The following is a 20207-nucleotide window of genomic DNA, read 5'->3' as shown; positions in this document are numbered from 1 at the left end:
TTCGCGCGTATTTTCGAGATCGTCCAAGCACTGAGGGGGCCACCATGGCGATCATCGAGACCGAAGCGGCACTGCACGAGGCGCACCGCGACAACCACACCCACCGCGACGTCAACGGCGGCTGGCTGCGCCCCGCCGTCTTCGGCGCGATGGACGGCCTGGTGTCCAACCTGGCCCTGATGACCGGTGTCGCCGGCGGAGCCGTCTCGCAGCGGACCATCGTCGTGACGGGCCTGGTCGGCCTCGCCGCGGGCGCCTTCTCGATGGCCGCGGGCGAATACACCTCCGTGGCCTCGCAGCGCGAACTCGTGGAGGCCGAACTCGACGTGGAGCGGCGCGAGTTGCGCAAGCACCCCGCGGACGAGGAGAAGGAGCTCGCCGAGCTGTACGAGTCCCGTGGCGTCGAGCCCGGCCTCGCCCGCGAGGTCGCCAAGCAGCTGTCCAAGGACCCCGAGCAGGCCCTGGAGATCCACGCGCGCGAGGAGCTGGGCATCGACCCCGGCGATCTGCCCTCCCCGCTGGTCGCCGCGGTCTCCTCCTTCGGCGCCTTCGCGCTCGGCGCGCTGCTGCCCGTCCTGCCGTACCTGCTGGGTGCCGCCACGCTCTGGCCCGCGCTGCTGCTCGCGCTGGTCGGGCTCTTCGGCTGTGGTGCCGTCGTGGCGAAGGTGACCGCGCGTTCCTGGTGGTTCAGCGGGCTGCGGCAGCTCGCGCTCGGCGGTGCGGCGGCAGGTGTGACGTACGCCCTGGGCAGTCTGTTCGGTACCGCCGTAGGATGAACCCTTGCAGTCCTATGCGGGATGCTGCATAACTAGCCGTTACTCGGCGGTTTCGAATCCTTAACCACCGGGCATGAGCCGTAAGCGCTGCGGGCAATGAGGCCCATGCCGCGCTCGGGCCTTTCGGTCATTGATCTGTCCGCATAGGTCCCCCTCTCGATCGCTCTCCACGGGTATGAGCGGTGTCCACATGGTGGAATGAGCTATCCGCTTTTCGAGAAGCGTTCCATCATGTAACCTGCACGAAATTTCGCCTGGGCCAACGTCGTCCCACGCTTATTGCATATGCCACGACGACGACGGGAGAGCCAATGCGTACGCACGCCTGGTCGCCCATGGACGGTCGCCCCGCCCCCCAGGGCATGTACGACCCCCGTAACGAACACGACGCCTGTGGTGTCGGGTTCGTGGCCACCCTCACCGGTGTAGCCAGCCACGAGCTGGTCGAACAGGCGCTGACCGTACTGCGCAATCTCGAACACCGCGGTGCCACCGGTTCCGAGCCGGACTCCGGTGACGGCGCGGGCATCCTGCTCCAGGTGCCGGACGCCTTCCTGCGCGAGGTCTCCGGCTTCGCTCTCCCCGAGGCCGGCGCGTACGCCGTCGGCATCGCCTTCCTGCCGGTCGACACCGCGGGCACGACCGACGGAGCCGTCTCACAGATCGAGACGATCGCCTCCGAGGAGGGCCTGACGGTCCTCGGCTGGCGCGACGTCCCCGTCGCCCCCGAGCTGCTCGGCTCCACCGCGCGCTCGACGATGCCGGTCTTCCGGCAGATCTTCGTGGCCGACGGCGAGAGCACCGGCGTCCGGCTCGACCGCAAGGCCTTTGTCCTGCGCAAGCGTGCCGAGCGTGAGGCCGGGACCTACTTCCCGTCGCTCTCCGCCCGGACCATCGTCTACAAGGGCATGCTCACCACCGGCCAGCTGGAGCCGTTCTTCCCCGACCTGTCCGACCGCCGGTTCGCCACGGCCGTCGCGCTCGTCCACTCGCGCTTCTCCACGAACACGTTCCCGAGCTGGCCGCTCGCACACCCGTACCGCTTCGTCGCGCACAACGGTGAGATCAACACCGTCAAGGGCAACCGGAACTGGATGCGGGCGCGAGAGTCGCAGCTCGCCTCCGACCTGTTCGCCTCCGCCGGTGAGCGCAGCACGGACAAGCTGGACCGGGTCTTCCCGATCTGCACGCCGGACGCGTCCGACTCGGCCTCCTTCGACGAGGTGCTCGAACTCCTCCACCTCGGTGGACGTTCGCTTCCGCACTCGGTCCTGATGATGATCCCCGAGGCGTGGGAGAACCACGGCTCGATGGACCCGGCCCGCCGCGCCTTTTACCAGTACCACTCCACGATGATGGAGCCCTGGGACGGCCCGGCCTGTGTCACCTTCACCGACGGCGTCCAGGTCGGCGCCGTTCTCGACCGCAACGGTCTGCGTCCCGGCCGCTACTGGGTCACCGACGACGGCCTCGTCGTCCTCGGCTCCGAGGTCGGCGTCCTCGACATCGACCCCGCCAAGGTCGTCCGCAAGGGCCGCCTCCAGCCCGGCAAGATGTTCCTCGTCGACACCGCCGAGCACCGCATCGTCGAGGACGACGAGATCAAGGCCGCCCTCGCCGCCGAGAACCCGTACCAGGAGTGGCTGGAAGCGGGCGAGATCGAGCTCTCCGACCTGCCCGAGCGCGAGCACATCGTGCACACGCACGCCTCCGTCACGCGCCGCCAGCAGACCTTCGGCTACACCGAGGAAGAGCTGCGCGTCATCCTCGCCCCGATGGCCAAGACCGGCGGCGAGCCGCTCGGCTCCATGGGCACGGACACCCCGATCGCGGCCCTCTCCGAGCGCCCGCGGCTGATCTTCGACTACTTCACGCAGCTGTTCGCGCAGGTCACCAACCCGCCGCTCGACGCCATCCGTGAAGAGCTCGTCACCTCGCTCCACTCCTCGCTGGGCCCGCAGGGCAACATCCTGGAGCCGACCGCCGCGACCTGTCGCAGCGTCACGCTGCCCTTCCCGGTGATCGACAACGACGAGCTCGCCAAGCTCATCCACATCAACGCCGACGGCGACATGCCCGGCATGACGGCCGCGACCCTCTCCGGCCTCTACCGCGTCAGCGGCGGCGGCGACGCCCTCGCGGCCCGCATCGAGGAGATCTGCGCCGAGGCCGACGCCGCCATAGAGGCCGGCGCCCGCCTGATCGTGCTCTCCGACCGGCACTCCGACGCCGAGCACGCGCCGATCCCCTCGCTGCTGCTCACCGCGGCCGTCCACCACCACCTCATCCGCACGAAGCAGCGCACCCAGGTGGGTCTGCTCGTCGAGGCCGGCGACGTCCGCGAGGTCCACCACGTGGCCCTCCTCATCGGCTACGGCGCCGCGGCCGTCAACCCCTACCTCGCCATGGAGTCCGTCGAGGACCTCGTCCGCGCGGGCACCTTCCTGCCCGGCATCGAGGCCGAGACGGCCATCCGGAACCTGATCTACGCCCTCGGCAAGGGCGTCCTGAAGGTCATGTCCAAGATGGGCATCTCGACCGTCGCCTCCTACCGCGGCGCGCAGGTCTTCGAGGCCGTCGGCCTCCAGGAGAACTTCGTCGCGAAGTACTTCGTCGGCACGACCTCCAAGATCGGCGGAGTCGGCATCGACGTCATCGCCCAGGAGGTCGCCGCCCGGCACGCCAAGGCGTACCCGGTCTCCGGCATCGCCTCCGCGCACCGCGCGCTCGACATAGGCGGCGAGTACCAGTGGCGCCGCGAGGGCGAGCCGCACCTCTTCGACCCGGAGACGGTCTTCCGCCTCCAGCACTCCACGCGCACCCGCCGCTACGACATCTTCAAGAAGTACACGGACCGCGTGAACGAGCAGTCCGAGCGCCTCATGACGCTGCGCGGCCTGTTCAACCTGAAGTCGGACCGCCCCTCGATCCCCCTGGACGAGGTCGAGTCGGCCGCCGACATCGTCAAGCGGTTCTCGACCGGCGCCATGTCGTACGGCTCGATCTCCCGCGAGGCGCACGAGACCCTCGCCATCGCCATGAACCAGCTGGGCGGCAAGTCCAACACCGGTGAGGGCGGCGAGGACGCGGACCGCCTGTACGACCCGGCCCGCCGCTCGTCCATCAAGCAGGTCGCCTCCGGCCGCTTCGGCGTGACCTCGGAGTACCTGGTCAACGCGGACGACATCCAGATCAAGATGGCGCAGGGCGCCAAGCCCGGCGAGGGCGGCCAGCTGCCCGGCCACAAGGTCTACCCGTGGGTCGCCAAGACGCGTCACTCGACGCCGGGCGTGGGCCTGATCTCCCCGCCGCCGCACCACGACATCTACTCGATCGAAGACCTCGCCCAGCTGATCCACGACCTGAAGAACGCGAACCCGCAGGCGCGGATCCACGTGAAGCTGGTCTCCGAGGTCGGCGTCGGCACGGTCGCCGCGGGTGTCTCCAAGGCCCACGCGGACGTCGTCCTGATCTCCGGCCACGACGGCGGCACCGGCGCATCGCCGCTGACCTCCCTCAAGCACGCGGGCGGCCCCTGGGAGCTCGGCCTCGCCGAGACCCAGCAGACACTGCTGCTCAACGGCCTGCGCGACCGCATCGTGGTCCAGACGGACGGCCAGCTCAAGACCGGCCGTGACGTCGTCATCGCCGCGCTGCTCGGCGCCGAGGAGTTCGGTTTCGCCACCGCGCCGCTCGTCGTCTCCGGCTGCGTCATGATGCGCGTCTGCCACCTGGACACCTGCCCGGTCGGCATCGCCACGCAGAACCCGGCGCTGCGCGAGCGGTTCTCCGGCAAGGCCGAGTACATCGTCAACTTCTTCGAGTTCATCGCCGAAGAGGTCCGCGAGATCCTCGCCGAGCTGGGCTTCCGCACCATCGAGGAGGCCGTCGGCCACGCCGAGCTCCTCGACACCGAGCGCGCAGTGAAGCACTGGAAGGCGCAGGGCCTCGACCTGGAGCCCCTCTTCCACGTGCCGGCGCTGCCCGGCGGCGCCGTGCGCCACCAGATCGCCGTCCAGGACCACGGTCTGGAGAAGGCGCTCGACAACGAGCTGATCAAGCTCGCCGCCGACGCGCTCTCCGCCTCCGGCGCCACCGACGCCCAGCCGGTCCGCGCCCAGGTCGCGATCCGCAACATCAACCGCACGGTCGGCACCATGCTCGGCCACGAGGTGACGAAGAAGTTCGGTGGAGCGGGCCTGCCCGACGACACCATCGACATCACCTTCACCGGCTCGGCGGGCCAGTCGTTCGGCGCGTTCGTGCCGCGCGGCGTGACCCTGCGCCTGGAGGGCGACGCCAACGACTACGTCGGCAAGGGCCTCTCGGGTGGCCGGATCATCGTCCGCCCGGACCGCGGCGCCGACCACCTCGCCGAGTACTCGACGATCGCCGGCAACACCATCGCGTACGGCGCCACGGGCGGGGAGCTGTTCCTGCGCGGCCGGACGGGCGAGCGGTTCTGCGTCCGCAACTCCGGTGCGACGGTCGTGTCCGAGGGCGTGGGCGACCACGGCTGCGAGTACATGACCGGCGGCCACGCGGTGGTCATCGGCGAGACGGGCCGCAACTTCGCGGCCGGCATGTCCGGCGGCATCGCGTACGTCATCGACCTGGACCGGGACAACGTCAACCCCGGCAACCTGGGCGCCGTCGAGGCCCTGGACGACTCCGACAAGCAGTGGCTGCACGACGTCGTGCGCCGCCACCAGGAGGAGACCGGCTCGACCGTCGCCGAGAAGCTGCTCGCCGAGTGGGACACCGCCGTGGACCGCTTCAGCAGGATCATCCCCAGCACGTACAAGGCAGTGCTCGCCGCCAAGGACGCCGCCGAGCGAGACGGTCTGACCGAGACCGAGATCACCGAGAAGATGATGGAGGCGGCGACCAATGGCTGATCCCAAGGGCTTTTTGAACCATGGCCGCGAGGTCGCGCAGACCCGCCCGGTCGGCGAGCGCGTCCAGGACTGGAACGAGGTCTACGTTCCGGGCTCCCTCCTCCCGATCATCTCCAAGCAGGCCTCGCGCTGCATGGACTGCGGCATCCCGTTCTGCCACCAGGGCTGTCCGCTGGGCAACCTGATCCCGGAGTGGAACGACTTCGCGTACCGCGAGGACTGGTCGGCCGCCTCCGAGCGGCTGCACGCCACGAACAACTTCCCGGAGTTCACCGGCCGCCTGTGCCCGGCGCCCTGCGAGTCGGCGTGCGTGCTCGGCATCAACCAGCCGGCCGTCACCATCAAGAACGTCGAAGTCTCGATCATCGACAAGGCGTGGGACGCCAACGACGTGCTGCCGCAGGCGCCCGACCGGCTCTCCGGCAAGACCGTCGCCGTCATCGGCTCGGGCCCGGCCGGTCTGGCCGCCGCCCAGCAGCTGACGCGGGCGGGCCACACGGTCGTCGTGTACGAGCGCGCCGACCGCATCGGCGGCCTCCTGCGCTACGGCATCCCCGAGTTCAAGATGGAGAAGCGCCACATCAACCGCCGCATCGAGCAGATGCGCGCGGAGGGCACCAAGTTCCGTACGGGCGTGGAGATCGGCCGCGACATAGACGCGGTGAAGCTGCGCAAGCGGCACGACGCGGTGGTCATCGCCGCGGGCGCCACGATGGCGCGCGACCTCCCGGTCCCCGGCCGTGAGCTCAAGGGCGTCTACCAGGCGATGGAGTTCCTGCCCCTGGCCAACAAGGTCCAGGAGGGCGACTACGTCACCACGCCCGTCTCCGCCGAGGGCAAGCACGTCGTGGTCATCGGCGGCGGCGACACCGGCGCGGACTGCGTGGGCACCGCCCACCGCCAGGGCGCGGCCTCTGTCACGCAGCTGGAGATCATGCCGCGTCCGGGCGAGGAGCGGAACCCGAACCAGCCGTGGCCGACCTTCCCGATGCTCTACAAGGTGACCTCCGCGCACGAGGAGGGCGGCGAGCGGGTCTACTCCGTCTCGACCACCCACTTCGAGGGCGACGAGGACGGGAACGTCCAGTCCCTGCACCTCATCGAGGTCGAGTTCGTCGACGGCAAGCTGACCCAGAAGCCGGGCACGGAGCGCAAGATCCCCGCCCAGCTGGTGACGCTCGCGATGGGCTTCACGGGCACGGACCGCGAGAACGGCCTGGTGGACCAGTTCTCCCTGGAGCTCGACGAGCGCGGCAACGTCGCGCGTGACGCCGAGTTCCAGACCAACGTCCCCGGTGTCTTCGTCGCCGGTGACGCCGGCCGCGGTCAGTCGCTCATCGTCTGGGCGATCGCCGAGGGCCGTTCGGCCGCACGCGGCGTGGACCGTTTCCTCACCGGAGCGAGCGACCTCCCGTCGCCGATTCGACCCACGGACCGATCTCTGATGGTCTGATCCCTGCACAACCCCTCATACGTCCCGTACAACGGCGTACGGAACTGATGCGACGCCCGCCTAGTCCCCGACCGGACCAGGGCGGGCGTCGTGGCGTTTCCGGGCCGTGACGGCGCGCCTTTGCGTTGCAGTGTGTGCAACGTGCATTGCTTGCAACGCAAATCACGTTTCGGCCCCGCTAGCCGAATGGGTCTAGACCGCGCCCGGAGCGTGTGACCACAATCGCTCCCACAAACGGATCGGCGCAGTGACAGCACGTACCCATGAGGGGGCCGGTATGAAGCGACGGGTCATCGCGGCAGGTATCGCCATGACGCTCGGACTGACCGCGACGGCATGCGGCAGCGATGACGGGAGCGACAGCGGGGACAAGGCGACCGACGGCAAGGGCAAGACCCTCACCGTCTGGATCATGGAGGGGACCAACCCCGACGCCAGGCCCTTCTTCGCCGAGGCCGGCAAGGCCTTCGAGAAGAAGACCGGCGCCAAGATCCACGTCGAGTACCAGCAGTGGGCCACCGCGCAGAAGAAGTTCACCACTGCCATCGAGGGCGGCGAGGACCAGGTCCCCGACGTGGCCGAGGTCGGCACGACCTGGGTGCCGCAGTTCGCCGAGACCGGCGCCCTCGTCGACGTGACCGACGACGTCAAGAAGTCGGGCCTCAACGGTGACCTCGTGGAGGGCCTCAAGGACGCGGGCACGCTGGAGGGCAAGCAGTACGGCATGCCGTGGTACGCGGGCGTCCGCAGCATCGTCTACCGCAAGGACGTCTTCGAGAAGCACAAGCTCAAGGCCCCGACCACCTGGAAGGAGCTCCAGTCCGCGGCCAAGACGCTCAAGGACAAGGAGCCCGGGATGATCCCCTTCCCGGTCGCGGGCGGCGCCGAGATGTTCGCCACCCCCTTCATCTGGGGCGCCGGCGGCGAACTGGCCACCGAGCGGGGCGGCAGCTGGAAGTCCGGCATCAACTCGCCCGAGGCCGTCAAGGGCATCGAGTTCTACACGGGCCTCGCCACCAAGGACAAGGTCTCCCCGGCCAAGGTCAACACCTGGACGGAGAAGGAGGTCGGCGACGCCTGGGGCAAGGGCCAGGTCGCGATGTCCGTCAACGGCAACTGGACGCCGAAGGCCATCGTCGAGGCCAACCCCGACCTCAAGGGCAAGCTGGGCGCCGTGCCGATCCCCGGCCAGACCGGCGGCATGAGCAAGTCCTTCCTCGGCGGCTCCTACCTGTCCACGTTCAACACGGACAAGAAGGACCTCGCCTGGGAGTTCGTGAAGATGCTGACCACGGGTGACTTCGCGGCCAAGTGGGCCGAGGAGACCAACTACTTCCCGGGCCAGAACTCCGAGCTGAAGAAGATCGAGGCGAAGAAGGACCCGCTGGTCGAGCCGTTCGCCAAGCAGATGCTGGAGGCCGGCGCGACCGTCCCCAAGACCAAGGCGTACGGCGAGATCCAGGCCTCGAAGGTCATCCCCGGCATGGTGCAGTCCATCCTGACCGGGAAGTCCTCCGTCCAGGAGGCGGCGGACAAGGCCGCCAAGGACATGGACGCCATCTTCGCCAAGGACAAGTAGGCAAGGGCGAGTCGACGCCATGAAAGACACGCTGGTCGGGGACGGACCGAAGGTGACCGAGGTCCGTCCCCCCGCCCCCCGCCCGGAACACGAGGCGGCCCTCCGCAAGAAGAAGCTGGTCGCTCTCGCCCGGCCGTGGCTGCTCCTCGCCCCGTCCCTCCTGGTCCTCGCCGGCCTGCTGCTCTGGCCGCTGATCCAGGTCGGCAAGCTCTCGATGCAGGACTACGCCGTCAAGTTCGGCGGCGGGGTCGGCACCTTCACCGGGTTCGACCACTACGCCGACCTGCTCGGCAGCGGCCTTCTGTGGAAGACGGTCCTGCCCAACACGGCGTTCTTCGCGATCGCCTGCGTCGGCCTCACCGTCGCCCTCGGCACGCTCGTCGCGCTGCTGCTCAACCGCCTCGGCCCGGCCTGGCGGCTGATCTGCTCCATCGCGATCCTCGCGGCCTGGGCGATGCCCGCCGTCACCGGGACGTACGTCTGGATCTGGCTCTTCCAGCCGCAGGACGGCATGGTCAGCCAGATCGCCGGCTCGATGGGGCTCATCGACCCCGAGACGACCAACTGGTTCACCGAACGCGGGCCGTTCTACGCGATCGCGACCCTGAACGTCGTCCACCACGGCTTCCCGTTCGTCGCCATCACCGTCCTCGCGGGCCTGATGACGATCCCCAAGGAGCTCTACGAAGCGGGGGAGCTGGACGGCGCCAACGCCTGGCAGCGGTTCTGGAAGATCACGGTTCCGACGATCAAGCCCGTCTTCCTGGTGGTGACCATCCTCTCCACCATCTGGGACTTCAAGGTCTTCACCCAGATCTATCTGATGCCGGGCGGCGACGGCGCCAACGAAGAGGTCTACAACCTCGGCGTCTTCTCCTACATCCAGGCCTTCGCCAAGAACGACTACGGCACCGGAGCGGCGGCCGCCGTCCTGCTGACCCTGCTGCTCCTCGCCATCACGGTCGTCTACATCCGCACGCTGTTCCGGCAGGGGGAGGAGGACCTGTGAGCGTCCGCCGCACCACACTCGCCACCCGCATCGGCCTGCCCGTCGGGGTCGCCGCGCTGCTGCTCTTCGCGCTCTTCCCCGTGTACTGGATGATCTCCACGGCACTCGACCCGAAGGCGATCACGCGCGGCGCGGACGTGCTGCCGAGCGGCCTCAGCTTCGAGCACTTCACCTACGTGTTCGAGAAGGGCAACTTCGGCACGTACCTCCTGAACTCGGCGCTCGTCGGCTTCGGCACCATCCTGGCCGCCGCGCTGCTCTCGCTCTTCGCGGCGATCGCCGTGGCCCGCTTCAAGTTCCGGTTCCGCACCTCCGTACTGATCATGGTTCTGATCGTGCAGATGGTGCCGCTGGAGGCGCTCGTCATCCCGCTCTTCATCCAGATGCGGGACTACGACATGCTCAACTCGCTGCTCGGCCTGACGATCGTCTACGTCGCGCTCTCGCTGCCCTTCGCGATCTGGACCCTGCGCGGCTTCGTCCAGACCGTGCCCAAGGAGGTCGAGGAAGCCGCGTACATCGACGGGGCGTCCTGGTTCCGGATGTTCCGGTCGGTGCTGCTGCCGCTGGTGGCGCCCGGACTCGTCGCGACCTCGATCTTCGCCTTCATCACGGCGTGGAACGAGTTCGTCTTCGCGTACACCTTCATGAAGGGCAGCGACAAGTACACGGCCGCCGTGGGCATCTACCAGTTCTTCGGCGAGAACTCCACGGCCTGGGGTCCGGTCATGGCCAGCTCCACGCTGGTCACCGTGCCGGTGATGATCTTCTTCGTGATCGTGCACCGCAAGCTGGGCTCGGGCCTGGCGGCGGGAGCCGTCAAGGGCTGAGCCCCGCGCGCACGGACGGCGCTCCCACGGGGAGCGTTCGGGGCGGCTACGGCACCCTGAACGTCTCCCCGTACACCTTCCAGGTCAGCGGCGTCTTCAGGCTCAGATTGCCGTCGTAGAGGAACTGGCGCTGCGCCGTGTCGATGCGGGTCGTGTCGCGGTGCGCCTCGTGCGACTTCTCGGACTTCATCGCCGTGCGGCGGATGTCCAGGAAGATGTCGAGGTAGGCCTTCTCCTTGCCGCCCTGCGCGGGGGTGTCGGCCTCCTTCAGGGCCGCCTCGCGCAGGCCGTAGAAACCGCGCGGGCCGGTGCCCGGGCCGTGCAGGACCATCGCGTCGTAGTAGATGAACTGCCCGAGCGTGCCGAGTCCGTCCAGCTTGGCGAGGCGGACCGCCGGGTCGAAGTAGATCCGGTCGCGGGCGGTGTTCTGCGCCTTGCGGAAGTCGGGCTCCTCGGCCTCCGCCTTCCAGGCCTTGGTGAAGCCGGGGTCGAGGCCCTCGTGCGAGTCGCTGCCGTCGACCTTGCGCAGCGCGGGCAGATAGCGGGCGAGGCCGTTGTCCGGGTGGTCCTTCGTGTACCGCTCGACGAGGGTGAGCAGATCGTGCGTGCCGGTGCAGAAGCCGATGATCCCGGCGGTGTAGCCGTGCCCGTCGTCGATGTCCTCGATGTAGCCGTACTGCCCGCGCCAGTTCAGCGTGGAGTTCTCCGCGCTGGCGATCAGCTGCTGGGCCAGGTCCTTCTTGGCGGGCGACGCGAGGCCTGCCGGGAGGTCCGCGATCAGCTCGTCGTCGGCCTTGATCTCGGCGGCCGACTTGTCCTTGTCGTACGGCCGCTGGGTGCCGGGCCCCCGCTGGTCCGCTCCGGAGGCGGCGCTGTCCGAGTCCCCGCCCATGAGGTAGACGGCGACGGTGGCGACCGGGGCGACGGCGAGAAGAAGGAGGCCTGCACGTTTCATTCGCACAAGATTACGTGTGCTTCCGCGGTAGCGCGCCTTCCGGATCCGCCTCTATTGACTATTAGTCAATTTCGCCGCAGTCTCAGGACCGGTCCGTACCGATCCGTACCGGTCATGGGAGGCCCTATGAGCACCGAAGCACGGGAGCGGCTGAGCGCGGAGCTGCGGGACGAACCACCGCCGTCGTTCGCCGAATTGGCGCCCGACCAGCTCGCCCTGCTGGCCGACGCCCTCAAGCGCGAACGCGAGAGCCGCGCGTCGGGTCTGAACGAGGCCGCCGAGGAGGCGCTCAAGCTGGTGCCCGCGCTGGCCCGGGGCCCCGTACGCCGGATTCTCTTCCGATGAGCGCGATAAGCCCGAAAGGTCGGTCAGGTCGGACGAGGAGGCGAGGGTAGGCCATGGACAAGCTGCGGAGCAGGGCGGAGACCCTGAAGATCGCGCGCCTTCTCGACGTGGAACCGGAGCGGCTCGGCTTCCTGGCGGCGCTCCCCGTCGAAGACGTACGCCGCTTCCGCGAGAGCTGCGTCGCGGCGCTCTTCGACCGTACGCCGGAGATGCTGGACCGGATCGCGTCCGCGACGAAGCTGGTGCCGGCCGGGGTCGCCGCCGCGATCTCGCAGAAGGCCCTGGGCCCGCGGCTCGCCGCCGGGGTCGCGGGGCGCCTGGAACCCACCCGGGCCGCGGACATCATCGAGAAGCTGCCGGTGCCGTTCACGGCGGAGTCCTGCGGGCATCTCGACCCGCGCAGGATCAAGGGCATCGTCGACCGGCTCGACGAGGGCCTGGTCGTACGGATCGCGGTGACGCTCGCCGAGCGCGGCGACCACCTCACGATGGGCCGCTTCGTCGGCCACCTGCCCGACTCGGCGCTGCGGCGGATCCTGCCGCAGGTCGACGACGCGGCCGTCCTGCGCACGGGGTTCGCCATCGACCGGCCCGAACGCCTCGGCCAGATCATCGACCTGATGGGCCCGGAGCGGCTCGCGTCGGTCATCGCCTCCGCTTCGGGCGAGGGGCTGTGGCCCGAGGCGCTGGCCGTCGCGGGGATGGTGACGGGGGAGCAGCGGGGGCGCATCGCCTCGCTGGCCGCGGGGCAGCCCCAGGACCGGCTGGACTCGCTGGTCGTCACGGTGGCGGAACAGGACCTCTGGGAATCCCTGCTGCCGCTGGTCGCGCTCCTCGGCGAGGACGAGCGGCGGGCGGTCGCGGTGCTGCCCTCCCTGCGGGACGCGGGGGTGCTGGGCGGGGTCGTGCGGGCGGTGGTGGCGACGGGACTGTGGGCGGAGTTCCTGCCGCTGGTGGAGGTGTTGCCGCAGGAGTCCCGGAAGGTGGTGGCCGATGCGGCGGGGGCGCTGCCCGGGGCCGACCTGGACGCGCTGGCCCTTGAGGTGGACAAGCGGGATCTGTGGGAGCTGGTCCTGCCGCTGGTGGAGCTGATGGACGATGCCGCCAAGACACGGATCTTCGAACTGCCGGCGTTCCAGGGGCGGGCGGAGTAAGGGGCCTTGACGGCCGGAGGGGCCGGGGACCAGCCCCTCCGGCGCCCCGCAGGGACCGCCTCACCCCGCCGTCGACCCCCCGTCCACGGCGAACTCCGCCCCCGTCACGTACGACGACGCCTCCGACGCGAGGAAGAGGATGATCTCCCCGACCTCCTCGGGGCGCCCCATCCGCCCCAGCGGCAGATGGGACCAGTCCCGCCCGGCGGAGGCCGAGGAGATCATCGGGGTGTCGATCGCCCCGGGATGCACGGAGTTGACCCGCACCCCGTACCGCGCGAGGTCGAGCGCCGAGGACCGCGTCAGCCCCCGGAGCCCGAACTTCGTCGAGCCGTACGCCGCGTGCCCGGGGATCCCCACCAGACCCGCGGTCGACGAGACGTTCACGATCGAGCCGCCGCCCGCCTCACGCAACGCGGGCAGCACCGCCTGGATCCCCAGGAACGGGCCGAGCAGATTGACCCGGAGCAGGGCCTCGAAGTTCTCGTACGTCTCCTGCTCCACCGACGCCGTCCGCCACAGCGCCGCGTTGTTCACGAGCGCGTCCAGACGCCCGAAGGCCGCAACCCCGGCCGCCACGGCCGACGACCAGCTCTCCGCGTCCGTGACGTCATGGCGGACGAACAGGCCCTGCTCGCCCAGGGACTCGGCGACCTCGCGCCCCTCCTCCTCCCGTACGTCGGTGACCACGACCCGCGCCCCGGCCTCCGCGAAGAGCCGTGCCTCGGCGGCCCCTTGGCCCCGGCCCGCACCCGTGATCAGGACGGCCTTGCCCTCCAGTCCGTAAGAGATCACTTCACGCCACCCGCCTCTCCCGTACCCTCGGCCCTCTGCGACGGACGGGAGAGTGGAGCCGCACATGGGACCGGCGATCAGCCTGCACAAGGTGGAAGAGGCGGCGCCCGCGCTCGTGAGCCTCTACAAGTCCGCCGGCGTCAGCCTCCGCAAGCACGGCCTGGCGGGCGAGCGCGCCGCCGTCTACCTCGTCGTCGACTACTCCGGCTCCATGAAGCCGTACTACAAGGACGGCACCGTCCAGGCCCTGGCCGACCGCGTCCTCGGTCTGTCCGCGCACTTCGACGACGACGGAACCGTGCCCACGGTCTTCTTCTCCACGGACGTCGACGCCGTCACGGAGATCGCCCTCGACCGCCACCACGGGCGGGTCGAGGAGATCGTCGCCGGGCTCGGGCACATGGGCAAGACCAGCTACCACCTGGCGATGGACGCCGTCATCGACCACTACGTGGACAGCGGGTCCACGGCGCCCGCCCTGGTCGTCTTCCAGACTGACGGCGGCCCCGTCAACAAGCTCGCCGCCGAGCGGTATCTGTGCAAGGCGTCCAAGCTGCCGCTGTTCTGGCAGTTCATCGGCTTCGGCGACGCGAAGAGCAAGCAGTTCGACTACCTCCGCAAGCTCGACGAACTCGCCGTCCCCGCCAAGCGCGCCGTCGACAACGCGGGCTTCTTCCACGCGGGACACGATCCCCGCACCGTCCGGGACGACGACCTGTACGACCGGTTGGTGGGGGAGTTCCCGGCCTGGCTCGCGGCGGCGCGGGCGCAGGGGATCGTGACCACCTGACCTCCGCCGCCTCCCCGGGCCGTATGCCCTAGCCGACCATTCGCTCCCGCAGCGCGAGAATCGTCCGTGCGTCAAGCCCGAGTCCCTTCGTCAGATAGCCGCCGAGGCCGCCGTACTCCCTCTGCGCCTCGGCCAGTGCCGCCTCCAGATAGCCGGTGCGGACCTCCTGGAGCGGGATCAGCAGATCGGGGTTCTGCATCAGACCGCCCTGCTTCAAACCCTCGCGGACCTTCGCGTCATAGGCGGCCCGGTAGGTGTTGGACGCCAGGAAGTCGTCCACGGCGGTGCGTTCGGGGACGCCGACGGCGCGCAGCAGCAGATAGCTGGTCCAGCCGGTGCGGTCCTTGCCGGCCGTGCAGTGGTAGAGCAGAGGTGACGCCGTGCCGCCGCGGGCGATGTCGCGCAGGGTCGCGGCGAACTGCGCGCGGTTCGCCGCGTCGGTGACGAAGGTGCGGTAGACGTCGCGCATGAAGGCGTCCGCCTTGCCGCTGCCCAGCATCTCCTCCTGCTTGACCGGGTCCCTGGAGCCGATCACGGTCATCAGCTTCGCGAAGAGGCCGTTGTCGTTGACGGCCCGTGGTGTCACGGCGAGCCCGGCGGGCAGCCGGTCGGGCCCGTCGTACCGGACCTCGGCCGGCACCCGGAAGTCGACGACCTTCTTCAGGCGCAGCCCGACGAGGGTGGCGACGTCGGCGTCGGTGAGCTTGGCGAGGGCGTCGGCGCGGAAGACCTGCCCGTAGCGGACCCGCTCGCCGTCATAGGTGCGGTAGCCGCCCAGGTCCCGCACGTTCACGGCGCCCTGAAGCGGAATCTGGCGTACGCCGTCGGCCGCCGGGCGGGGGTGGTGGGGGGCGTGCCGGGCGGTGCCGCGCTCGGCTGCGGCGGGCGCGGCGGGCTCGGCGTGGGCCGCCCAGACGGGCAGGGTGCCCAGGGCGAGCGCGGAGAGCGCGACTCCGACTGCCGTACGGGTCCGGGTGATGCGCATTGGGCCGCCTTCCTCGGGAGCGGTCGCCCTGGCCATTCGTCGCTCAACCAAGCGATTGTTCGGCAGAAGGTAGTGGGGCGCTCCGGCAGGTGGAAGACACGTCTAGTGGGTCTCCGGCGCGGCGTTACAGCGGGGGCGGGTCCGCGAAGAGGGGCGGCGAGGGCGGAGGCCCGGCCCCGCACGGCGACGAGGGGCCGGAAACGGCCGGTCCCTCGTCCGTGTTAGGCTTATGCGTCGCAGTTTTGGTACCCATGAACTTTATGTGCGCCTGACGGGAACACTCCGAAGGCGCATTATTGTTTTTTTCCGGTCTCTCCGGGATGGGGGTCATTGCAGCGCTTGGAATCCACAATTCCGTGGTTTTCCTTACTCTGCCCCTGTTGAGGAGATTGACATGGCAACTGGCACCGTTAAGTGGTTCAACGCTGAAAAGGGCTTCGGCTTCATCGAGCAGGACGGCGGCGGCCCCGACGTCTTCGCCCACTACTCGAACATCGCGTCCTCGGGCTTCCGTGAGCTCCTCGAGGGCCAGAAGGTCTCCTTCGACGTCACGCAGGGCCAGAAGGGCCTGCAGGCGGAGAACATCGTTCCCGCCTGATCGTCGTAGCACGCGAACCTCAGAGCCGGGGCCCGCACCGGAAAGGTGCGGGTCCCGGCTTGTGCTGTCACCAGGCCCAGGAAGGCATTTCCGTATGAATCGCTCCGATCGCCCCGCACGTCCTGCCCGCGGGCGCTCCACGAACGCACGCGGAAAGGCTCCGGTGGCCGGCGGCCAGGCGAGGGGCGCCGCGAAGAAGCCCGGCCGCGCCAAGGCGAAGCCCGTCGGCGGCGAATTCGCGCTGCCCGAGAGCATCACGCCCGCGCTGCCCGCCGTCGAGGCGTTCGCCGACCTCGACATGCCCGAGGCCCTCCTGAAGACGCTGGCCGCACAGGGCGTCACCGAGCCCTTCCCGATCCAGGCGGCCACCCTGCCCAACTCGCTCGCGGGCCGCGACATCCTCGGCCGTGGCCGCACCGGCTCCGGCAAAACCCTCGCCTTCGGCCTCGCGCTCCTGGCCCGCACCGCGGGCCGCCGCGCCGAGCCGCGCTCCCCCCTCGCCCTGGTCCTGGTCCCCACACGTGAGCTCGCCCAGCAGGTGACGGACGCGCTGACGCCGTACGCGACCTCCGTGAACCTGCGCATGTCGACGGTCGTCGGCGGTCTCTCCATCACCAAGCAGGCGGGCACGCTGCGCCGCGGCGCCGAGATCATGGTGGCGACCCCCGGCCGGCTCAAGGACCTCATCGAGCGCGGCGACGCCGATCTGTCGCAGGTGCGCACGACCGTCCTCGACGAGGCCGACCAGATGGCCGACATGGGCTTCATGCCGCAGGTCACCGCGCTCCTGAAGCAGGTCGAGCAAGGCGGGCAGACGATGCTCTTCTCCGCGACGCTCGACAAGAACATCGACCGCCTGGTCCGGATGTTCCTGACGGACCCGGTCGTCCACTCGGTCGACCCGTCCGCGGGCGCGGTCACGACGATGGAACACCACGTCCTGTACGTCGCCGACGAGACCGACAAGAAGGCCGTCGCCCTGCGCATCGCCGCCCGCGAGGGCCGCGTGATCATGTTCCTGGACACCAAGCGCGCGGTGGACCGCTTCACCAAGCGGCTGCTCGCCAACGGTGTGCGCGCCTCCGGCCTGCACGGCGGCCGTTCGCAGCCGCAGCGCAACCGCACCCTGGACCAGTTCAAGACCGGCCAGGTCACCGCGCTGATCGCCACCAACGTGGCGGCCCGCGGCATCCACGTCGACGACCTCGACCTGGTCGTGAACGTGGACCCGCCCACCGACCACAAGGACTACCTCCACCGCGGCGGCCGCACGGCCCGCGCCGGTGAGTCCGGCAGTGTCGTCACGCTCGTCCTGCCGGACGAGAAGCGCGAGATGACGCGCCTGATGTCCGACGCGGAGATCAGCCCGAAGACCGCGCGCGTGAAGTCCACGGACGAGGAGCTCGCGCGGATCACCGGGGCGCGCGAGCCGTCCGGGGTGCCCGTCGTGGTCGAGGTTCCGCAGCAGCAGCAGGCTTCGCCGCAGCGGGGGCGGCGGCGTCCCGCCGGGCAGGGCGGTGGCGGTCAGCGCCGGTCGCGCCCGCAGGGGCAGTCGTCCTCCCAGGGCCAGGGCCAGGGTCAGTCCAGGTCTCAGGGCCAGTCCCGGTCCCAGTCCCAGGGCGGGCAGGGCCGGACTCCTTCGCAGGGCGGCCAGGCGCGGACCCCCGCGCAGGGCGGCCAGTCCCGGAACTCGTCGCAGGGCGGCCAGACCCGGACCCCCTCGCAGGGCGGCGGCAGGTCCGCTGCCGGGGGCGGCAGCGGTAGCGGCACCGGAGGCGGGCGCGCCCGCCGCGGAGGTGCGGGCCGCCGGGCCGCGTAGCCCGTCCCACCGGTCGGTTCGTGTCCCCGGCGGGGGTTCCCTGCCGGGACAGGACCGGTCCGAACCGGACCGAACCGGATAGGACTGGACTGAACCGGACCGCGCCGGACCTGACCGGACCGGACTGCATCGGACAGGCCTCGGACCGCACCGCGCCGGACCGCACAGAACCGGACAGAACCGCACCGAACCGGACCGCGCCGGGTTCATCCGGCCCGCACTCGTCCTCACCGAACACGCCGTTCCGCCCAGCACCCGATGCCCGGGGTGACGGGCGGGAGCCCGACGACGGGCCGGGGCAGGGGAGTTGCCTTGGCCGGTCTCCCCACCAGCCCGGCCAAGGCCCGAGGGAAGCCCTGAATGACTGACGACCAGCAGCAGCGGAATCAGCCCCGGCCGGAAGCCCTGCCGGAAGCCCGGCCCGGCTCCCACCCCGAGGCCCCGGCCGCGCCGGACGGCCGGACGCCGCTGCCCCTCGCCGAGGACGGCGACCGGCAGGATCTGCGGGCCGACTGCGGCAGTTGCTTCGGGCTCTGCTGCGTGGCCCTCACCTTCGCCAAGTCCGCGGACTTTCCGGTGGACAAGGCCGCCGGCACGCCCTGCACCAACCTGCGGCAGGACTTCCGCTGCGGCATCCACCAGAAGCTGCGCAGCACGGGCTACTCGGGCTGCACGGTCTACGACTGCTTCGGCGCGGGCCAGAAGGTCTCCCAGGTCACCTACGGCGGCACCGACTGGCGCCAAGACCCGGACTCCGCCCGCCAGATGTTCGACGTCTTCCCGGTGATGCGCCAACTCCACGAGCTGCTCTGGTACTTGACCGAGGCGCTCACCCTGCCGCAGACCCGCCCGATCCGGGCCGAACTCCGGCGCGCGCTGGACAGGACCGAGCACCTCACCCAGGGCGCCCCCGCCGCCGTGGCCGCGACGGACGTGGCCGCGCACCGCGAGGACGTCAACGTCCTGCTCCTGCGCACCAGCGACCTCGTGCGCGCGGACGTCCGCCGCAAGAAGAAGGACCGCCGGGGCGCCGACCTCTTCGGTGCCCGGCTGCGCGGCGCCGATCTCCGTGGCGTCACCCTCCGCGGCGCGTACCTCATCGCCGCCGACCTGCGGGACGCCGACCTCCGCCGGGCCGACCTGATCGGCGCGGACCTGCGGGACGCGGACCTGCGGGGCGCGGACCTCACCGGCAGCATCTTCCTCACGCAGTCACAGGTGAACGCCGCGAAGGGCGACGCGGGGACGAAGCTGCCGCCGTCCTTGGTGCGCCCCGGCCACTGGGCCTAGCCGGGCACCCGTCCGTCAGGTGTCGCACTCCAGCACCGTCCGGCACAGCGTGCACCGTGCCCGCATCCGCCCCCGCGCGGGCAGCCGGATCCGCTGCCGGCAGGTGGGGCAGGGGAACGACACCCGCAGCGGCTCGCCGCCGCCCCGCCCGGGGGAGAACGCGTACGCCTCGCCCGGGGGCGAGACCTCCGCCCCGCCGGAGCGGTGCTCCAGCGCGTACCGCCGGTCCTTCGCGTACCGCCGGCGCCCCGCCCAGCCCGCGGCCGTCAGCGGCGGCTGCTGCTCGTCGCGCCGGGCGCGCGCCAGCCCTTTCGTATAGGCGGTGTACGCCTGGGCGCTGGTGAACCACGTCTCGGGCGCCTCACCGAAGGCGATGGCCCGCTTGGCCAGGACGTAGCCGAACTCCTCCGGCGTGAGATAGCCGAGCTTCTGCGAGGAGGCGCCGTCCTCGCGGTAGGCGTCCAGGAGGAGCCAGCCCGCGCCCAGATACGTGGTGGCGGTGTCCGTGAGGATCTCGTTGTCGCGGGTGCCGGGGAACGACAGGTCGAGCCGGTGCAGATACACGTGCATGACCTCGTGGGCGAGCGCCGCGCCGATGTCCCTGCGGTGCGTGCGGAACCGGTCGTTGAGCTCGATGAAGTACTCGGGCCCGGCGGTGAGTTCGACGTTCGCCGCGTGCGTCATCTCGCGGAATCCGACGATCATGCGGGCGTCCGGCAGCCGGAGGTGGCGCACCATCTCGCGGGCCACGCGCTGCACGCCCAGGTACAGGTCGTCCTGGTCGGAGAAGGCGACGTCGGCGGGCGTGATGCTGGTGTCGAAGGTGTGGACGGTGTCGTACGACAGGCGTTTGTAGAGCGCGGTGATCGCGGAGCGCACCGTCTCCAGATGGGGGTAGCCGTGGACCACCGGCCCGCCGTCCGCCATGCCG

At 70.2% G+C, this 20207-nt stretch carries 16 protein-coding genes; 12 read left to right on the top strand and 4 right to left on the bottom strand.

Annotated elements, in window-relative coordinates:
* Positions 1–44 precede the first annotated feature (44 nt).
* From QBL25_RS12855 to QBL25_RS12830, 6 genes are all read left to right on the top strand, one after another.
* A complete protein-coding gene (locus tag QBL25_RS12855) occupies positions 45–776 on the top strand; it encodes a VIT1/CCC1 transporter family protein (RefSeq protein ID WP_409057169.1) in 732 nt (243 codons plus the stop codon).
* A 311-nt stretch (positions 777–1087) separates the two neighbouring features.
* Positions 1088–5674, top strand: coding sequence for a glutamate synthase large subunit (gene gltB / locus QBL25_RS12850; RefSeq protein ID WP_409057168.1), 4587 nt, complete (start codon positions 1088–1090; stop codon positions 5672–5674).
* Entirely contained in the window at positions 5667–7127 is a 1461-nt protein-coding gene (locus tag QBL25_RS12845) for a glutamate synthase subunit beta (protein WP_409057167.1), read from the top strand. Before gltB ends, QBL25_RS12845 begins: the two co-directional genes overlap by 8 nt.
* A 277-nt stretch (positions 7128–7404) precedes the next feature.
* On the top strand, positions 7405–8706 hold the full coding sequence (locus QBL25_RS12840) for a sugar ABC transporter substrate-binding protein (RefSeq protein ID WP_409057166.1): 1302 nt from the start codon (positions 7405–7407) through the stop codon (positions 8704–8706).
* A gap of 19 nt (positions 8707–8725) precedes the next feature.
* Entirely contained in the window at positions 8726–9715 is a 990-nt protein-coding gene (locus QBL25_RS12835) for a carbohydrate ABC transporter permease (protein ID WP_409057165.1), read from the top strand.
* Complete coding sequence (locus tag QBL25_RS12830; RefSeq protein ID WP_409057164.1) at positions 9712–10545, top strand: carbohydrate ABC transporter permease; 834 nt, start codon at positions 9712–9714, stop codon at positions 10543–10545. Before QBL25_RS12835 ends, QBL25_RS12830 begins: the two co-directional genes overlap by 4 nt.
* Positions 10546–10591: 46 nt before the next feature.
* Here QBL25_RS12830 and QBL25_RS12825 read toward each other — a convergent pair whose 3' ends face one another.
* The gene (locus QBL25_RS12825; protein ID WP_409057163.1) at positions 10592–11500 is read right to left on the bottom strand and encodes a chitosanase; all 909 of its coding nucleotides are present in this window, start codon (positions 11498–11500) and stop codon (positions 10592–10594) included.
* 126 nt (positions 11501–11626) lie between these two features.
* Here QBL25_RS12825 and QBL25_RS12820 point away from each other — a divergent pair, with 126 nt between their 5' ends.
* Together QBL25_RS12820 and QBL25_RS12815 are read left to right on the top strand one after the other, a co-directional pair.
* Entirely contained in the window at positions 11627–11845 is a 219-nt protein-coding gene (locus QBL25_RS12820; protein ID WP_409057162.1) for a hypothetical protein, read from the top strand.
* A gap of 53 nt (positions 11846–11898) precedes the next feature.
* Positions 11899–12999, top strand: coding sequence for a hypothetical protein (locus QBL25_RS12815; protein WP_409057161.1), 1101 nt, complete (start codon positions 11899–11901; stop codon positions 12997–12999).
* Positions 13000–13059: 60 nt separating this feature from the next.
* Here QBL25_RS12815 and QBL25_RS12810 read toward each other — a convergent pair whose 3' ends face one another.
* Entirely contained in the window at positions 13060–13791 is a 732-nt protein-coding gene (locus QBL25_RS12810; protein ID WP_409062627.1) for an SDR family NAD(P)-dependent oxidoreductase, read from the bottom strand.
* Positions 13792–13858: 67 nt separating this feature from the next.
* On the opposite strand from QBL25_RS12810, the gene QBL25_RS12805 reads away from it, so the two are divergent.
* Positions 13859–14584: a vWA domain-containing protein gene (locus QBL25_RS12805; protein ID WP_409057160.1), complete on the top strand. Its 726-nt coding sequence runs from the start codon at positions 13859–13861 to the stop codon at positions 14582–14584.
* Between the two features lie 28 nt (positions 14585–14612).
* Here the strand turns inward: QBL25_RS12805 and QBL25_RS12800 are convergent, their stop codons facing one another.
* A complete protein-coding gene (locus QBL25_RS12800) occupies positions 14613–15569 on the bottom strand; it encodes a tyrosine-protein phosphatase (protein ID WP_409057159.1) in 957 nt (318 codons plus the stop codon).
* 394 nt (positions 15570–15963) lie between these two features.
* Between QBL25_RS12800 and QBL25_RS12795 the strand changes: the two genes are divergently transcribed.
* From QBL25_RS12795 to QBL25_RS12785, 3 genes are all read left to right on the top strand, one after another.
* Positions 15964–16167: a cold-shock protein gene (locus QBL25_RS12795; protein ID WP_160504463.1), complete on the top strand. Its 204-nt coding sequence runs from the start codon at positions 15964–15966 to the stop codon at positions 16165–16167.
* A gap of 94 nt (positions 16168–16261) precedes the next feature.
* Positions 16262–17986 (top strand): DEAD/DEAH box helicase, encoded by a 1725-nt coding sequence (locus QBL25_RS12790; protein ID WP_409057158.1) that lies wholly within the window; start codon positions 16262–16264, stop codon positions 17984–17986.
* Between the two features lie 360 nt (positions 17987–18346).
* Positions 18347–19276, top strand: a complete 930-nt coding sequence (locus QBL25_RS12785) for a pentapeptide repeat-containing protein (protein ID WP_409057157.1) — start codon at positions 18347–18349, stop codon at positions 19274–19276.
* A gap of 15 nt (positions 19277–19291) precedes the next feature.
* Here QBL25_RS12785 and QBL25_RS12780 read toward each other — a convergent pair whose 3' ends face one another.
* Positions 19292–20203 carry a hypothetical protein gene (locus QBL25_RS12780; protein WP_409057156.1) on the bottom strand — a complete coding sequence of 304 codons (912 nt, stop codon included), beginning with the start codon at positions 20201–20203 and terminating at the stop codon, positions 19292–19294.
* Positions 20204–20207: the final 4 nt, after the last annotated feature.

The organism is Streptomyces sp. SYP-A7185 (assembly GCF_046103685.1).
Classification (GTDB): domain Bacteria; phylum Actinomycetota; class Actinomycetes; order Streptomycetales; family Streptomycetaceae; genus Streptomyces.
This window is presented reverse-complemented; position numbering and strand designations above follow the sequence as displayed.

What these genes read in the sequence shown, in the direction of transcription:
- QBL25_RS12825 (WP_409057163.1), bottom strand. Translation starts at nt 11,500, where the DNA reads ATGAAACGTGCAGGCCTCCTTCTTCTCGCCGTCGCCCCGGTCGCCACC.
- QBL25_RS12840 (WP_409057166.1), top strand. Translation starts at nt 7,405, where the DNA reads ATGAAGCGACGGGTCATCGCGGCAGGTATCGCCATGACGCTCGGACTG.
- QBL25_RS12845 (WP_409057167.1), top strand. Translation starts at nt 5,667, where the DNA reads ATGGCTGATCCCAAGGGCTTTTTGAACCATGGCCGCGAGGTCGCGCAG.
- QBL25_RS12820 (WP_409057162.1), top strand. Translation starts at nt 11,627, where the DNA reads ATGAGCACCGAAGCACGGGAGCGGCTGAGCGCGGAGCTGCGGGACGAA.
- QBL25_RS12785 (WP_409057157.1), top strand. Translation starts at nt 18,347, where the DNA reads ATGACTGACGACCAGCAGCAGCGGAATCAGCCCCGGCCGGAAGCCCTG.
- QBL25_RS12835 (WP_409057165.1), top strand. Translation starts at nt 8,726, where the DNA reads ATGAAAGACACGCTGGTCGGGGACGGACCGAAGGTGACCGAGGTCCGT.
- QBL25_RS12790 (WP_409057158.1), top strand. Translation starts at nt 16,262, where the DNA reads ATGAATCGCTCCGATCGCCCCGCACGTCCTGCCCGCGGGCGCTCCACG.
- QBL25_RS12795 (WP_160504463.1), top strand. Translation starts at nt 15,964, where the DNA reads ATGGCAACTGGCACCGTTAAGTGGTTCAACGCTGAAAAGGGCTTCGGC.
- QBL25_RS12855 (WP_409057169.1), top strand. Translation starts at nt 45, where the DNA reads ATGGCGATCATCGAGACCGAAGCGGCACTGCACGAGGCGCACCGCGAC.
- QBL25_RS12780 (WP_409057156.1), bottom strand. Translation starts at nt 20,203, where the DNA reads ATGGCGGACGGCGGGCCGGTGGTCCACGGCTACCCCCATCTGGAGACG.
- QBL25_RS12805 (WP_409057160.1), top strand. Translation starts at nt 13,859, where the DNA reads ATGGGACCGGCGATCAGCCTGCACAAGGTGGAAGAGGCGGCGCCCGCG.
- QBL25_RS12815 (WP_409057161.1), top strand. Translation starts at nt 11,899, where the DNA reads ATGGACAAGCTGCGGAGCAGGGCGGAGACCCTGAAGATCGCGCGCCTT.
- gltB (WP_409057168.1), top strand. Translation starts at nt 1,088, where the DNA reads ATGCGTACGCACGCCTGGTCGCCCATGGACGGTCGCCCCGCCCCCCAG.
- QBL25_RS12800 (WP_409057159.1), bottom strand. Translation starts at nt 15,569, where the DNA reads ATGCGCATCACCCGGACCCGTACGGCAGTCGGAGTCGCGCTCTCCGCG.